General features: G+C 71.8%; 5 protein-coding genes. 4 read left to right on the forward strand and 1 reads right to left on the reverse strand.

Annotated elements, in window-relative coordinates:
- Positions 1-56 precede the first annotated feature (56 nt).
- Positions 57-11072: a non-ribosomal peptide synthetase gene (locus tag SSPS47_RS31675; RefSeq protein ID WP_164253900.1), complete on the forward strand. Its 11016-nt coding sequence runs from the start codon at positions 57-59 to the stop codon at positions 11070-11072.
- The gene (locus tag SSPS47_RS31680; RefSeq protein ID WP_164253901.1) at positions 11056-12759 is read left to right on the forward strand and encodes an ABC transporter ATP-binding protein; all 1704 of its coding nucleotides are present in this window, start codon (positions 11056-11058) and stop codon (positions 12757-12759) included. The genes SSPS47_RS31675 and SSPS47_RS31680 overlap by 17 nt, the downstream gene beginning before the upstream one ends.
- 76 nt (positions 12760-12835) lie before the next feature.
- Here SSPS47_RS31680 and SSPS47_RS31685 read toward each other — a convergent pair whose 3' ends face one another.
- Entirely contained in the window at positions 12836-13933 is a 1098-nt protein-coding gene (locus SSPS47_RS31685) for an alpha/beta hydrolase-fold protein (RefSeq protein WP_164253902.1), read from the reverse strand.
- Between the two features lie 110 nt (positions 13934-14043).
- Here SSPS47_RS31685 and SSPS47_RS31690 point away from each other — a divergent pair, with 110 nt between their 5' ends.
- Complete coding sequence (locus SSPS47_RS31690) at positions 14044-14256, forward strand: MbtH family protein (protein ID WP_147874811.1); 213 nt, start codon at positions 14044-14046, stop codon at positions 14254-14256.
- 25 nt (positions 14257-14281) lie between these two features.
- Positions 14282-15877, forward strand: coding sequence for an amidohydrolase (locus SSPS47_RS31695; RefSeq protein WP_164253903.1), 1596 nt, complete (start codon positions 14282-14284; stop codon positions 15875-15877).
- The last annotated feature ends 43 nt before the right edge of the window (positions 15878-15920 follow it).

The raw sequence follows: 15920 nt of genomic DNA on the forward strand, positions 1-15920 counted from the left end.
GAGCCTAAGTTAGGTTAGGCTAACTTTTCATGCCTGGAAGGGATGCTGAGTCTTCGATGTTGGAACCGAGCGCTCGTCTCGTACTGCTTTCTCCCGCGCGTCTGGCCGACGTACGCCGCCGGACCGGCGACTACTGCGACCGGACCATCGCCGGAGCGTGCGCCGTGGGGCTGTCGTACTGGGCGACGGGCCGCGGTCCCGAGGGCATAGGACTCGCCCCCGGCACACTGTTCGCCGACGTCCTCGGCTGGGTCGACAACGGCGGCGCCGGGCCCGGTGGCTGGGAGACCCACGCGATCGGGACGGACGGCTCGGCCGGCGGATCGGACAGCGGCTCACAGGGCTGGAGCATCGCCGTCCCCGAAGGCGTGGCAGCGGCCGACGCGCAGCTCGCGCTGGACGACCTGGCCGACTTCCCCGACCGGCCGCTCGGCACCATCGCCCCGACCAGCGCGTCGGCGAGGCTCAGGACCCTCACCGAGTGGAACGACAACACGGCCGACCGGGACCGACCGACCATCGTGGAGATGTTCCTCGAACAGGCGCGGACGAGGCCGGAGGCCGTCGCCGTCGTGGACGACCACCGGTCGCTGACGTACCGTCAGGTGGCCGAGCTGTCGAGCCAGTTGGCGCACCGTCTGATCGAACGCGGCCTCACCGCCGAACAGGTCGTCGGCATCTCGCTGGGCCGCTCCGCGGAGATGGTCGTCGGGCTGCTCGCCGTACTGCGGGCCGGCTGCGCGTTCGTGCCGCTCGACCCGCAGTGGCCCGCCGCGCGCCGCGCGGTCGTCGTCCAGGACGCCCGGGTGGCCCTGCAACTCAATGCCACGGGCGAGCCCGGTCCGGGTGAACCGGACGCCGAGCAGGTCGACATCGACGACTGGAAGTTCGGCTCCCACCCCGCCGGGGAGACCGGGATATCCGTCCCCGGCGCGGCCCTCGCGTACGTGATCTTCACGTCCGGTTCGACCGGCCGGCCCAAGGGCGCGATGATCCGGCACGAGGCGATCAGCGAGCGTCTGCTCTGGCAGGTCGAGGAGATCCTGGGCTTCGGCCACGACGACGCGTCGCTGTTCAAGGCGCCCCTGTCCTTCGACATCTCCATCAACGAGATCTTCCTGCCCCTGGTCTCCGGCGGCCGACTGGTCGTCCTGCGGCCCGGCGGCGAACGCGACCCGCACCATCTGCTGAGCGTCATCGCCGAACAGCGCGTCACCTTCACCTACTTGGTGTCGTCCATGCTGGACGTCCTGCTGGAGATGGCGGGCGACACCGGACGTCTCGACAGCCTGCGGCACGTGTGGTGCGGCGGTGAGGTGCTGACCCCGGAGCTGTACGAACGGTTCCGCACTCGCCTCGACATCCCCCTCTACCACGGCTACGGCCCCGCCGAGACGACGATCGGTGTCTCGCACGTCATCTACCGGGGCGCGGCGGAACGCCTGTCGACATCGATCGGCAGGGCCAACCCCAACACCCAGCTGTACGTGCTGGACGACGAACTGCGCCCGGTCCCGGTCGGGGTCGGCGGCGAACTGTACGCGGGCGGGTTCCTCCTGGGCCGCGGGTACGTGAACGCGCCCGGCCTGACGGCGTCCCGGTTCGTGGCGAATTTGTTCGCCGACGACGGGTCGCGGCTCTACCGCACCGGCGACCTCGCCCGGTTCGCCCCGGACGGCTCACTGGACTTTCTCGGCCGCGCCGACAACCAGATCAAGATCCGCGGCATGCGGCTGGAGATCGAGGACGTCGAGGCCGGTCTCGCGGAACACCCCTCGGTACGGCACACGTGTGTCGTCGCGAAGAAGAACGCGGCGGGCGGCACCTATCTGGTGGGCTATGTGATCCCGGCCGCCGGGAGCGAGGGTCTGCTTGCCGACGAGGTCAGGACATGGGCCGCCGAGCACATGGTCGAGTACATGGTGCCCGCCCACACCGTCGTACTGACGGAGTTCCCGCTCACCGCGAACGGCAAGGTCGACCGGAACGCGCTGCCGGAACCCGTGATCGGGACGGGGACGGTCCTGCCGCCCGCCACCGAGGACGAGCGAGTGGTCTGCGCGGCCGTCGCGGCGCTGCTGCGGCTCGACGAGGTCGGTGTCAACCAGGACTTCTTCCAGCTCGGCGGGGACAGCATCCTGGCGATCTCGCTCCTCGGCGCGCTGCGCGAGGCGGGCCTCTACGTCACGGCGCGCCAGATCTTCACCCACAGCAACGTACGGGCGCTGGCGGCGGTGGCGAGCCGTGAGGACGTCACCACCGTGGACCACCGCGACGTGCCGACCGGTTCCGTCGCGGGTTCGCCCGTCGTGCGGTGGCTGGGCGAGACCACGGACGCGATCGACGGCTTCGTACAGTCGGTGGTGCTGAACACCCCTGCGGAGCTGACCGCCGGCGCCCTCGACGCGATCCTCGGCGCCGTGGTCGGGCGGCACGACATGCTGCGCGCCAAACTGGTACGCGGGGACCGCTGGAGCTTCGACATCCCGGAGGCGCCCGCACGGTCGGCTCCGGGGACGGACCGGTCCGGTCCGGTATGGCGGGAGAGCGACCGGCCGCTCGACGAGTGCGTCGCGCTCGCCACCGACGCGCTCGACCCGGACGACGGCGCGATGCTGCGCGCGGTCTGGCGCCCCGGAGCACGTCAACTGGTCCTGGCCGCCCACCACGTGGTGGTCGACGGTGTGTCCTGGCGGATCCTGATGGAGGACCTGGCCACCGCCTGGCGGCAGTTCACCGCGGGCGCCCCCGTGGAACTGCCCCCGGTGGGGACCTCGTTCCGACGCTGGACGCAGTTGCTGGAGCGCGCGGCGTTCGACGCGGACAGCGCCTACTTCCGGCGTCCCCTGCCGGGAGCCGACGGACCGATCGGCAGGCGGGCTCTGACCGGGACGGACACCGTCGCACGGGAACGGACCCGGACCGTCGCCGCCGGACCCGAGGTCACGGCCGCGCTGCTGGGAGAGATTCCCGCGAAGTTCCACGCGGGCGTCAACGACGTCCTGCTGACCGCGCTCGCCGTCTCCCTCGCCCGGTGGCGCCGCGATCTCGGGCAGGACCAGACGTACGCGCACATCGAACTCGAAGGGCACGGCCGCGAGGGGCGGTTCGTCGCGGGCACGGCGGGCTTCGAACCGGAACTGTCGCGCACCGTCGGCTGGTTCACCACCCTGTTCCCGGTGACCGTCGACCCCGGCGCCGCGCCCGACCTCACCGCGCCCGAGTATCTGGCCGCAGCGCTCAAGGCGGTGAAGGAAGACCTCGCGCGCGTACCGGACAACGGTGTCTCCTACGGAGCCCTGCGGTATCTGGCCGACTCCGAGTTCGACGCGCCGGCACCGCAGGTGCTGTTCAACTACCTCGGGCGTTTCGACGCCGGAGGGTCGGGGGACTGGCAACTGAGCGGAACCACGGGACAGTTGGGCGAGAAGCGCGATCCGAGGATGCGTCTGCCGCGCGCCCTGGAGTTCAACGCCATCGCCGAACCCGCTTCGACCGGCGCGTACGAACTGGTCACCACCGTCTCCTGGCCCGACGGGATGTTCACCGACGACGACATCGCGACTCTCTGCGAGTACTTCCGAAGTGCCCTGGCCGGGCTCGCCGCGCTCGACCACGGCGGCCACTCGCCCAGTGACTTCCCCCTGGTGCCGCTCACCCAGGCCGATGTCGACGCACTGGACGGTCCGGCACTGCGCGACATCCTGCCGCTGACACCCCTCCAGGAGGGCCTGTACTTCCACTCCGTCTTCGACGACGACTCGGCGGGCAGCTATGTCGAGCAGCAACTGATCACGCTGGACGGCGAAGTGGACGCCGGCCGGCTCGCGGCGGCGGCCACCCGTCTGCTCACGCTGTTCCCGAACCTGGCCGCGCGGTTCATCGCGCTCGCCGACGGCCGCGTGGTCTGCGTCCAGGAACACGGTGCGCAGGCGCCGTTCACCACCCTGGACCGCCCCGGCATCACCGACGACGAGATCCGTGACCACGCGGAGCGGGACCGCCGCGCCGGATTCGACCTGGCCACCGGCCCGTTGATGCGGTACACGCTCATCCGCGCCGGCGCCGGCCGCGACGTCCTGGTGCAGACCGTGCACCACATCATCGCCGACGGCTGGTCGGTGCCGCCGATGCTCCGCGCGCTGCTGGCCGAGTACCACGTACCGGGCACCGTGTACCCGCTGGGCGGCTTCGCCGACTATCTGGGCTGGCTCGCCGACCGCGACGAGGACGAGAGCGACCGGGTGTGGCGCGGTGAACTCGCCGATGTGCCCGGACCGTCCCTGGTCGCCGAGGAGCACACCCCGTCCGACCGGTTCGCCGACACGGCGGTGGATCCAGGTCGGGACGGCGAGGACATCGACGCCGCCGCCCGGTCGGCCGGCGTACCGCTGAGCGTCGCGGTGCACAGCGCGTGGGCGGTGACGCTCGGCGGCATCCTGCGCGGCCGGGACGTCGTGTTCGGCTCGACGGTCTCCGGACGCGACGCCGAAGTGCCCGGCATCGGGGACATGGTGGGACTGTTCATCAACACGATCCCGCTCCGCGCCCGCTGGACGGACACCACCACGGCGCGCGACCTGCTCGCCGCCGTCCGGGAACACCAGAGCGCCGTACTGCCCCACCAGCACGTCTCACTGGCGAGGATCGGCCGGCTGGCGGGCGTCGGCGCCCTGTTCGACACCCTGGTGGTGTTCGACGTCGCGACCGACGTGGACGCGCTGCGCGGGCCCGACGACGAGCTGCGCATCGCCGACATCGTCAACGAGGGCGCCCCGCACTACCCGTTGACGCTGGTGGTGGAGCGCGCGGGCGACGGGCGTCCGCGCTTCAACCTGATCTACGACGGCGAACTGCTGCGGGAGGAGGGCGCCGAGGCGATCCTGCGTACGTTCACCCGGACCCTCACCGGCCTGCTCACCCGGCCGGACGCCCCGGTCGCCGATCTGACACCCGAGGCGGGCCCGGCTCCCGCGCGGATCACGCCGACGACCCTCGGCGCGCTGTTCGACGCCGCGGCGGGCCGCGACCCGGCCGCCACCGCCGTCACCCAGTGCGCGCTCGACGGCGGTACCCGGTCCCTGACCTACGGCGAACTGGCCGACGCCAAGGACGAGTTGGCCACCGTACTGCGGGCGGCCGGGGTCCGGCCGGGCACCCGGGTGGCAGTCGCCGTCCCGCGCTCCGTCGAGCAGGTCGTCGCCCTGGTCGCGGTCGTCACCGCGGGCGGCGCTTACGTGCCGCTCGACATGGCCTACCCGGACGAACGCCTGGAGTACATCCTGGCCGACGCCGCCCCGCAGGTCGTCCTCGTGGAGCGTGAACAGCGCGAGCGCTTCACCGGGCTGCTGTCCCGGGCGGGCGTGCCGGCCCGGGTACTCGTACAGGGCGACGAGCCGCCGCCCGCCACCCCCGGCCCCGACGCGTCCGCGCCCGAGGTCGACTGGCGCGAGCCCGCGTACGTGATCTACACGTCCGGATCGACCGGGAGGCCAAAGGGCGTGGTCGTCCCGCACTCCAGCGTGGTGTCACTGCTCGCGAACACCCGCCCCGACATGGACTTCGGCCCGCGGGACGTGTGGGTGCAGTTCCACTCGTTCTCCTTCGACTTCGCGGTCTGGGAGCTGTGGGGCGCCCTGGCGCACGGCGGTGAGCTGCTGGTGCCGGAGTACGGGCTGACGCGCTCCCCGGTCGACTTCCACCGGCTGGTACGCGAGCGCGGAGTGACCGTCCTCAACCAGACCCCGTCGGCGTTCCACCAGTTCATCGAGGCCGACCGGCACGCCGAGGGGCCCGTCACGGCGCTGCGCCGGATCATCTTCGGCGGTGAGGCACTGGATCCCGCGCGGCTGCGCGGCTGGGTCGAGCGCCACGGCACCGGTTCGCCCGAACTGGTCAACATGTACGGCATCACCGAGACCACGGTCCATGTCACCCACCGGGTGCTGACCGACGACGACTTCGGCCCCGGCGACGACGTCAGCCCCATCGGCGGCCCGATCCCCGGTCTGGCCACCTATCTGCTGGACGACCGGCTCCGGCCGGTGCCGCCGGGCCGGGTGGGCGCCATCTACGTCGCCGGCGACCAGGTGTCGCTCGGCTATCTGGGCAGGCCGGGGCTGACCGCCGGCCGGTTCGTGGCGAACCCGTTCACCGGCGACGGCTCCCGGATGTACCACACGGGCGACCTCGCCCGCCGTACGCTCGACGGCGAGCTGGAGTTCACCGGCCGCGCCGACGACCAGGTGCAGCTCAAGGGCTTCCGTATCGAACTCGGTGAAGTGGAGTCCGCGCTCAGGGAACTCGACGGTGTGGTCGACGTGGCCGTCACCGTGGCGGACAGCGGCGACCACCTGGTCGCGCACGTCGTGGGCCGGGTGCCCGACGACGCCACCGGTCTGCTGGCGGCGAAGCTGCCCGTGCACATGGTGCCGGGCCGGCTGCTGCCGGTCGACGCCCTGCCGCTGACGGTCAACGGCAAGCTGGACCGCAAGGCCCTCACCGAACGCGCCGCACAGGCACGGGCGCAGCCGGGGGAGTTCACCGATCGCGCCGCACCGGACGACACATCCGGGGCCGGATACCAGTCCGCGCTCGCCGCACTGACCGGCATCTTCGCCGACACACTGCCCGGCGCCGCCACCGTGGACGGTGACACCGACTTCTTCATGGCCGGGGGCGACAGCATCGTCGCCATCACCGTGATCAACCGCGCCAGGGCGCTGGGCCTGCCGATCGCGCCCCGCGACGTATTCCTGTTCAGGACACCGCACGCGCTCGCCGCCGACCTGGCCTCGCGCACACCGCGGGCCCAGGCCCCCGCGCCCTCCCGCCGCGAGGACGGCCCGCTCCCACCGACCCCGATCATCCTGCGCCAGCGCGAACTCGGCGGATCGCTCGCCCGCTTCGCCCAGGCCAGGACCCTCGTGGTCGCCGAGGGCACCGGCTTCGCCGATGTCCAGGAGGCGGCGAACGCCGTCGTGGCCGCGCACCCGGTACTCCGTCTGCGGCTGCGCGTCGAGCACGGCGTCTGGTCACCGCGCACCGGACCCGCCCGCGAGATCACCGTCGTCCGGCCGGACACCACCGACGCGACGGCGGCGGCCGACGAAGCCGCCGGCCGGCTCGACCCCGAGTCCGGCGACGTCATCGCCTTCTCCTGGCTGGAGTCCAGCCGCACCCTGGTCGTCACCGTCCACCACCTCGCCGTCGACTCGGTGTCCTGGCTGATCCTCCTCGACGACCTGGCCACCGCCATGAGCGGAACGGCCCTGGCACCACCGACCACCTCCTACGCCGAGTACGCCGAAGCACTCGCCTCGGGATCGACCCGGGCGACCGACGGACTCGGCCACTGGATCACCACGCTCCAGGCACCCGCTCTGCTGACCGCGGTCGAGAGGCCGCGCGAGACCACCGTCGTACTGGCGCCCGGTACCAGCGACCTCGTGACGCGCACCGCGCCCGCCGCGCTCGGCGTGGGTCTCACCGAGCTGCTGTGCGGCGCCCTGCGCACCGCGCTGACGCGCGTGCAGCCCGCGCCCACCGATCTCGCGATCGAACTGGAGCGGCACGGCCGGGTCCCCGCCCTCGACCACCACGACTACAGCCGTACGGTCGGCTGGTTCACCTCCATCGCGCCCGTACGGCTCACCGCGCACACCGACCCGGTCGCCGCCGCCCGCGAGGTCGCCGAGCGCCAGCCGGACGAGTGCGGACACGTCGCCTACGGCCAACTCCGGTACCTCGACCCGCAGACGGCCCCGCTCCTGAACGCCCGCCCGCAGGTGCTGTTCAACTACCTCGGCAGGGGCGGCGAATCGCAGGCGCTCCACCTCACCGGCGGCGATCAGGGCACCCCGTACGCCGTCGAGGTCAACGCGTGGACCGACGACGCCACCGGGAGCCTGCACGCCGCCTTCACCCTCGCCGAAGGCATCCCCGACGAGATCACCGAGCACTGGCTGCGCGCGCTGGAACACATCGCGGACACCTCCGCGACCGCCGAGCGCACGGCGCCCGTCACTCCGCTCCAGCGCGGACTGTTCTTCCAGGCCCAGATGGCGGGCCGGGCCGGACACTACGTCGCACAGAGCTACTTCACCTTCGGACGGCGACTGGACACCGACGCGCTGGCGGAGGCGATGGCCTACGTGATCGCCCGGCACCCGGTCGTGGGCGCCGGCTTCACCACCGACGACGACGGGAACCCGGTCCAGAGCCTCAAGGCGGGCCGGCGGGTCGACGTACTCACCGTCCAGCTGTCCACCGACGCGGAGATCGACGCCCTGCGCGAGGCGGACCGTGACACCGGATTCGACCCGGCCGAGCCACCGCTGATCCGGCTGACCGTGGTACGGCTGCCGGACGACCGGGACGGCCTGCTGCTCAGCTACCACCTGCTGCTGTGGGACGGCTGGTCCCGCGAGATCCTGCTGCGGGACCTGTTCGAGGCCTACCGGGCCGTCGTCGCCGGCGAGCCACTGGACGCGTCCCCGGCCACCCCCGGCTTCGAGGAGTACGCCCGCACGCTCGCCGCCAAGGACCCCGCCGTATCGGAACGGTTCTGGGCCGAGCACCTGGCCGGTCTCCCCGGTCCGACGCTGCTCGCCGGTCCGGAGCCGTCCTTCTCCGACGACCTGCCGCGCGCGCTCACGCACACCGTCTCCGCCGAACTGTCCGAGCGGCTGCGGGAATCGGCCAAGGGACACGGTGTCACGCTCAACTCGGTGCTGACCGGCGCGTTCGGTCTGCTCCTCGGCGCGCACACGGGACGGAGCGACGCCGCGTTCGGCGTGACCGTCTCGGGCCGGGAGGGCGAAGGGCTGTCCGACATCGTCGGCGTACTGCTCAACACCGTGCCCATGTGGACACGGGCACGCCCGGACGACACGGTCGGCGCGTACCTCTCGGCCGTACAGAGGGCCAGGGTCGAGGCGATGGAGCACGAGCACCTGGGGCTGGGCGAGATCCAGCGGGCAAGCGGGCACGACACCCTGTTCGACAACCTTTTCGTGCTTCAGAACTTCCTGGACATGGACGCGTTCGCCGCCATGAACTCCCGGCACGGCATCGAATCGGTACGGGCCGACGACTCCACGCACTACCCCTTCACCTGGGTCGTCACGCCCGGGGACCGGCTCACCGTCAAGCTGGAGCACCGCGACGGCGACACCGAGAACGCCCGCCGGCTCCTGGACGACTACCTGCGCGTGCTCGACGACCTGACCCGGGCCACGGGTCCGGTGGGCGCCCTGCGGGGGCTGGGGCCGAAGCCCGGACCCGCCGAGCGCAGGCACGTCGGCACGGACACCGTGGTCGACCGGTTCGACCGGGCGGCGGACAGTGATCCCGAGCGGATCGCGCTCGTCGCCGACGGCGCCACCATGACCTTCGCAGGGCTCCGCGACCGCAGCCGGGCGGTGGCGGGAGTGCTCGCCGGGCGGGGCATCGGCCCCGAGACGAACGTGGCTCTCGCGATCCCGCGCTCGCTCGACTCGATCGTGGCGCTGTTCGCCGTGCTGCGCGTCGGCGCCGCCTATGTGCCACTGGAGTTGGACCACCCGGACGAGCGGATCGCCGCGATCGTCGCGGACGCCCGCCCGGTCGTGACCCTCACCTTGAGCGCCGTGTCCCCTCGGCTGACCGGCGACCTGATCGAACTGGACCGGCCGCTGCCCGACGCGGCGCCGTACCGGACGTTCGCACCGGAGGACCCGGACCGGCTGCGGCACCCCGCGTACACGATCTACACCTCCGGTTCGACCGGCAGGCCCAAGGGCGTGGTGACCGAATACGCGGGCCTCACCAACATGCTGATCAACCATCAGCGCAGGATCTTCGAGCCGGTCCTCGCCGAGCACGGCCACCGGACCTTCCGCATCGCGCACACCGTGTCGTTCGCGTTCGACATGTCGTGGGAGGAACTGCTGTGGCTCGCCGACGGGCACGAAGTGCACATCTGCGACGAGGAACTGCGCCGTGACGCGCCCCGACTGGTCGAGTACTGCCTGGAGCACGGGATCGACGTCATCAACGTGACCCCCACCTACGCACAGCAGTTGGTGGCCGAGGGGCTGCTCGACAACCCCGGACGGCGCCCGGCGCTCGTACTGCTGGGCGGCGAGGCCGTCACGCCGTCACTGTGGCAGCGGCTCGCCGAGACGGACGGGACGGTCGGCTACAACCTCTACGGACCCACCGAATACACCATCAACACCCTCGGCGTCGGCACCTTCGAATGCCAGGACCCGGTGGTCGGCGTGGCGATCGACAACACCGAGGTGTACGTGCTGGATCCGTGGCTGCGGCCCCTGCCGGACGGAGTCCCCGGAGAGCTGTACGTGTCGGGCATCGGTATCGCGCGCGGCTACCTGGGGCAGCCGGCCCAGACCGCGCACCGCTTCGTGGCCTGCCCGTTCGGCGAACCCGGCGAGCGCATGTACCGCACCGGGGACCTGGTCTTCCGGCGGCCCGACGGGAACCTGGCGTATCTCGGCCGCACCGACCAGCAGGTCAAGATCCGGGGCCACCGGGTCGAACTCGGCGAGGTCGAGGCCGCGTTCGCGGCGCACCCGGCGGTCCGCTTCGCCGCCGCCGTGGCCCAGCCCGACCCCCAGGTCGACGGCGCGTACCGGCTGGCCGCCTATCTCGTACTGGACGGCTCCGAGTTGGCGGTGGTCGCCGCCGAAGTGGGCGCCGCACTGCCGGACTTCCTGCGCCCGACGCACTACGCACAGGTCGACGGCGTCCCGCTGACGGTGAACGGGAAGGCTGACACCAAGGCGCTGCCCGAGGCCAAGCCGCTCGGCGCGCTGACCACGGCGGGGGAGCGCGGCCCGGAGACCGAGACCGAGACCGTGGTGTGCGAGTTCTTCGCCGAGGCCCTGGACCTGGACGACGACGAGGTGAGCGCGGTGAGCGACTTCGTGTCCCTCGGAGGACACTCCATGCTGGCGGTGCGGCTGATCGGGCTGCTCCGCCGCGAGTACGGACCCGTCGTCACGATCCGTGATCTGCTGACCCTGCGAACCCCGGAAGCGATTGCCCGCCACCTTGAAGACAACTCCTGACACCCAGCGGCCCCGCCCCGGGGCCGACATCCTGCGCACCGCGCTGCGCCGCAACGTCGGTGCCATGACCACCGGCACCCTGCTGATGGGGCTGTACCAGGCGGGGGAGACCGCCTTTCCCATCGCGCTCGGCCTGATCGTCGAGCACACCATGCAGGACAGGAGCCTCGGCGCGCTCGGCCTGTCGATCGGCGCGCTGGCCGTGATCATCACGACCGTGTCGCTGTCGTGGCGGTTCGGCATGCGCACCCTTCAGAAGGCCAACACGACCGAGGCGCACCGCTGGCGGGTGCGCGTGGCGGCCTGTGGACTCCAGCCGGTGGCCAGGGACGTCGACCTGAAGTCCGGCGAGGTGCTGACCATCGCCACCGAGGACGCCGACCAGACCGCCGACATCATCGAGGTGGTGCCGCTGCTCATCAGTTCGCTGGTCGCGGTGCTGGTCGCGGCGGTCGCACTGGGTCTGGCCGACATCCGGCTCGGCCTGCTGGTGATCGCGGGAACCGTCGCGATCCTGTCGATCCTGGCCGTGATGTCCAAGCGGATCGGCGAGAGCACCCGTGAGCAGCAGGCCCGGGTGGCGCGGGCGGGTGCGAAGGTCGCCGACCTGATCACCGGTCTGCGCCCGCTGCACGGCTTCGGCGGCAACCAGGCCGCGTTCCTGTCCTACCGGAAGGTCAGCTCGGACGCGAAGCGTCAGTCGATCACCGTCGCCAAGGTGAACGGTGTGTACGCGGGCACCGCGCTGGCCCTCAACGCCGTCCTCGCCGCCGCGGTGACCCTGACGGCCGGCTGGCTGGCGTTCGGCGGCCGGATCTCCATCGGCGAACTCGTCATGGCCGTGGGCCTCGCGCAGTTCATCATGGAACCGCTGAAGCTGTTCTCGGAGATGCCGAAGTACGTGATGATCGCGCGCGCGTCGGCCGAGCGGATGGCGCTCGTGCTGTCCGCCCCGCCGGTGACGACCCCGGGCTCGCAGAGCCCGGCACCGAGCGGCGACCTCGAAGTGGACTGCGTACGGTACGGGACCCTGAACCGGCTGAAGTTCCAGGTGCCGGCGGGTGAGTTCGTGGCGGTCGCCGTCTACCGGGCGCGCGCGGCGGCCGACCTGGCGTCGGTCCTGGCCCTCAACGTCCCGCCGGACGCGTACGAGGGAACGGTGCGGGTCGGCGGGCAGGCGGTCACCGATCTGTCGATCGAGGCGGTCCGCGAGCACCTGCTGGTGAACCCCTACGACGCGGAGATCTTCGCGGGCACCCTGCGCACGAACATCGACCCGTCGGGCACCAGCCGGATGATTCCCGAGGCCGTCGAGGCGTCCATGCTGACCGACGTCGTCGCACTCCACCGCGACGGACTGGACTACGGAGTCCGCGACCGCGGCGCGAACCTCTCCGGGGGCCAGCGCCAACGGCTGTCCCTGGCACGCGCGTTGGCGACCGACAGCGACGTCCTGGTCCTGCACGACCCGACGACGGCCGTCGACGCGGTCACCGAACAGCTCATCGCGCGCAACGTCGCGAAGCTGCGCCGGGGGCGTACCACCGTAGTGATCACCAGCAGCCCGGCGCTCCTGGACGCCGCCGACCGGGTCCTCGTCCTGGACGACGGAGTCATCACCGCCGAGGACACCCACCGCAACCTCCTCGCCACGGACGAGGAGTACTGCCTGGCGGTGACGCGGTGATCCGGTGACGGGGTGAGGCGGTGACGCGGTGATCCGGTGACGTTCGCGCGCGTACGTCACCGGATCGGACAGCGGCTCAGCCGAGTGCCCAGGCGACATCCCTGAGCAGGGCGTGCCGCCATCCCACCCGGTCGTGGCCCGACGGCGACCGGGAGACCCGCACCGTCGCACCGGCCGCTTCGGTGAGCGCCTCGACCGGCTCGCAGTGGGGCAGCATCCGCGTCTCGTGTTCCCCCACGTCGAACGCGACCCGCAGCCCGGACAGGTCGGGGCGCTCCCGCAGGCGTACGGCGAGGGTGCCGCCGGCCGGGCCGCCCAGGGGATCCGCCAGGGCCGCGGCATCGGGCGTCCACCAGAACGACGCCGACTGGCAGGCGACACGGAACACCAGGTCCGGGAACTCCAGCGCCGCGTACAGCGCGCTCAAGCCGCCCAGGCTCTGCCCGGCGACCACCAGCCGGTCCGGCTCGGCCGGCACCCCGGACTCCGCCACCAGCGGCAGCAGTTCGTCCCGGACGGCCTCCCACAACTCGGGCCGGCACCCGAACTCGGCCTCCCTGTCCCTGGCCGGGAGGAAGACGAGCGTGACGGGTGGCATCTGCCCACCGGCGACGGCCGAGTCGAACGCGGTCATCGCCGGGTGCAGATACAGCCAGTCGTCCCCGTCGAGCAGCAGGACCACCGGTCCGCCACCGCCCGCCGGGTGGACGCGCACGGTCCGCCGTCCGCCGAGCCGTTCGCTGTTCCAGCGCAGCCGGGTGCCGGGGAGGGGGAGTACGGCATCGGCGCCGAACGCCGGCCAGTGCGGCTGCGCCGGGAGGTCCGGGGTCGCGGCGACGGACCGGTCGGCGCCGGTGCCCACCGGGTTGCAGGGGTCGGCGAACGCCGCGTCCCCCGTGCGGAGTTGGTAGGTCACCCGCAGCCGCGCGGGCACGGGAACCTCCGCGTACCAGCAGTCCGTGTCGCGCCACCGGCGCAGGGGGACCGGCTCGGACCAGCTCTCGAAGACGACGCTCGCGGGAGATCCGCGCCACAGGAACAAGGCTGTCCGGCCTCCGTCGTCGGCCGGTGCCCACGCGGGCGTCCGCGCCGCCGCCCAGAACTCGTCGCTGCCGGGCTTGCCGGGCAGCCCGAAAGCCCCGAAGGGGCTCTCCTCGTCGGCCGCGAGGCGCATGCACGTCTCCTTGTGAGAGGGAAGGGGAAACGTTAGGCTCCCCTGTGATTAGGCGAGCCTAACCTAACGTTAGGTCTCTCCTTCTGGTGGACCTTAGGAGGAACTGACACATGAGCACCAATCCCTTCGACGACCCCGAAGGCCGTTTCCTGGTCCTGGAGAACGGAGAGGGACAGCACTCGCTCTGGCCGTCTTTCGCCGAGGTGCCCGGAGGGTGGACGATCGTCCTCGAAGAGGACACGCGTGACAGGTGCCTCGACTTCATCGAGGCCCGCTGGACCGATCTGCGCCCCCGGTCCCTCGCGGCGTCCACGGACGGCTGACCTCCCCCGAGACCGGCAGGCCCCGATGCTCCGCACCAGACTGACGAACGCCCGCTTCCTCACCATGGATCCGGACCACCCCGTCGCCCATGACCTGGGCATCTGGCGGGGCCGGATCGTGGGCCTGGACGAGGCTGTGACCTCCCTGCCCGCACATGAGGTGATCGATCTCCGGGGCGCCACCGTGCTGCCCGGATTCATCGACTCCCATGTGCACCTGGCCTGGGCCGGGCTCAAGGCGAACACCTTCAGCATCGCCGGCCTCACCCGGATCGAGGACGTACTCGCCGCCGTGTCCGAGGCCGTCGTAAGGAGAGGCTCACCCGGCGACTGGGTGAGCGTCGCCGGCTACGACCAGCGGGCCCTCGGCCGCCATCTGACCGCCGCCGAACTGGACTTGGTCAGCCACGGGCGCAAGGTGTCCCTGCTGCACGACTCCGGGCACGGCTGCGTAGTCAACTCCGCGGTTCTCGATCTGCTCCCCGCCGGTCTCCCGCACGAGAACGGCTTTCTCGCCGAGGGCGCCATGGGCGTCGCCCGCGCGCTGCGGCTGCCCCACTCCCAGCGGGAGCTGGCCGACGCGATCGGGCGCGCCGCCCGGACCTGTCTGGCCGAGGGGATCACCGCCTGCGCCGAGGCGGGCATCGGCGGCACTCTCTTCGGGCACAGCCCCGTCGAGTTGGGCGCCTATCAACTCGCCCGGGAAGAGGGCTTGTTGCCGATACGCGTCCAGCTCATGGTGGCCGCGGACCGGCTGCGCCCGGCCGCCGCGCACGAGAGCGACGGCATTCCCCGAGCGCTCGACCTCGGCCTGCGCACCGGGTTCGGCGACGACCGTCTCTCCGTGGGCGCGCTGAAGATCTACACGGACGGCGGGATGATGGCCCGGACCGCCGCGCTCAGCGGTCCGTACGAAGGGCTCGACCACACCGGCCAGTTGCAGGACGACCCGGACGCTCTCGCCGACACGATCGTGGACGGCCATCTCGCCGGATGGCAGCTCGCCGTCCATGCCATCGGCGACCGCGCGGCCGATCTCGCCCTGGACGCCCTGGAACGGGCCCAGCGCCTGCGTCCGCGCCCCGGAGCCCGGCACCGTATCGAACACGCCGGACTGATCCGTCCCGACCAGCTCCCGCGCCTCGCGCGGCTCGGCGTCAGCGCCGTCGTCCAGCCGAATTTCCTGCGTTACTTCGGCGACGACTACGCGGCGATCATGGGCGAGGCGCGGGCCCCCTGGCTCTACCGGGGCAGAGCGTTCCTGGACCACGGCATCCCCCTCGTCGGCAGCTCCGACCGGCCCGTCACGGACGGATCCCCGCTGCGGGCGGTCCAGTTCATGGTCGAGCGCGCCTGCGGGGCCGGGCAGGTGATCGGCCCGGACGAGGGCATCACCGTCGACGAGGCCCTGCGCGCCTACACGGTCGCGGGCGCCCACGCCTGCCACTGGGAGGACGACCTGGGAAGTCTCGTCCCGGGAAAGCTCGCCGATCTGGTCGTGCTCGGGGACGACCCCCGGCGGGTCGACACCTCGCGTATCGGGGACATCGAAGTGGTGGCGACATTCGTCGACGGCGACGAGACGGAGAAGACGGCGGCGGACTCGCCCTTTCAGCGCTGACCCCCAGCACTGGACTCGTCACTTAGGTAAGGCTAACCTTATT

The organism is Streptomyces sp. S4.7, assembly GCF_010384365.1.
GTDB lineage: Bacteria > Actinomycetota > Actinomycetes > Streptomycetales > Streptomycetaceae > Streptomyces.

What these genes read in the sequence shown, in the direction of transcription:
- SSPS47_RS31675 (WP_164253900.1), top strand. Translation starts at nt 57, where the DNA reads ATGTTGGAACCGAGCGCTCGTCTCGTACTGCTTTCTCCCGCGCGTCTG.
- SSPS47_RS31685 (WP_164253902.1), bottom strand. Translation starts at nt 13,933, where the DNA reads ATGCGCCTCGCGGCCGACGAGGAGAGCCCCTTCGGGGCTTTCGGGCTG.
- SSPS47_RS31690 (WP_147874811.1), top strand. Translation starts at nt 14,044, where the DNA reads ATGAGCACCAATCCCTTCGACGACCCCGAAGGCCGTTTCCTGGTCCTG.
- SSPS47_RS31695 (WP_164253903.1), top strand. Translation starts at nt 14,282, where the DNA reads ATGCTCCGCACCAGACTGACGAACGCCCGCTTCCTCACCATGGATCCG.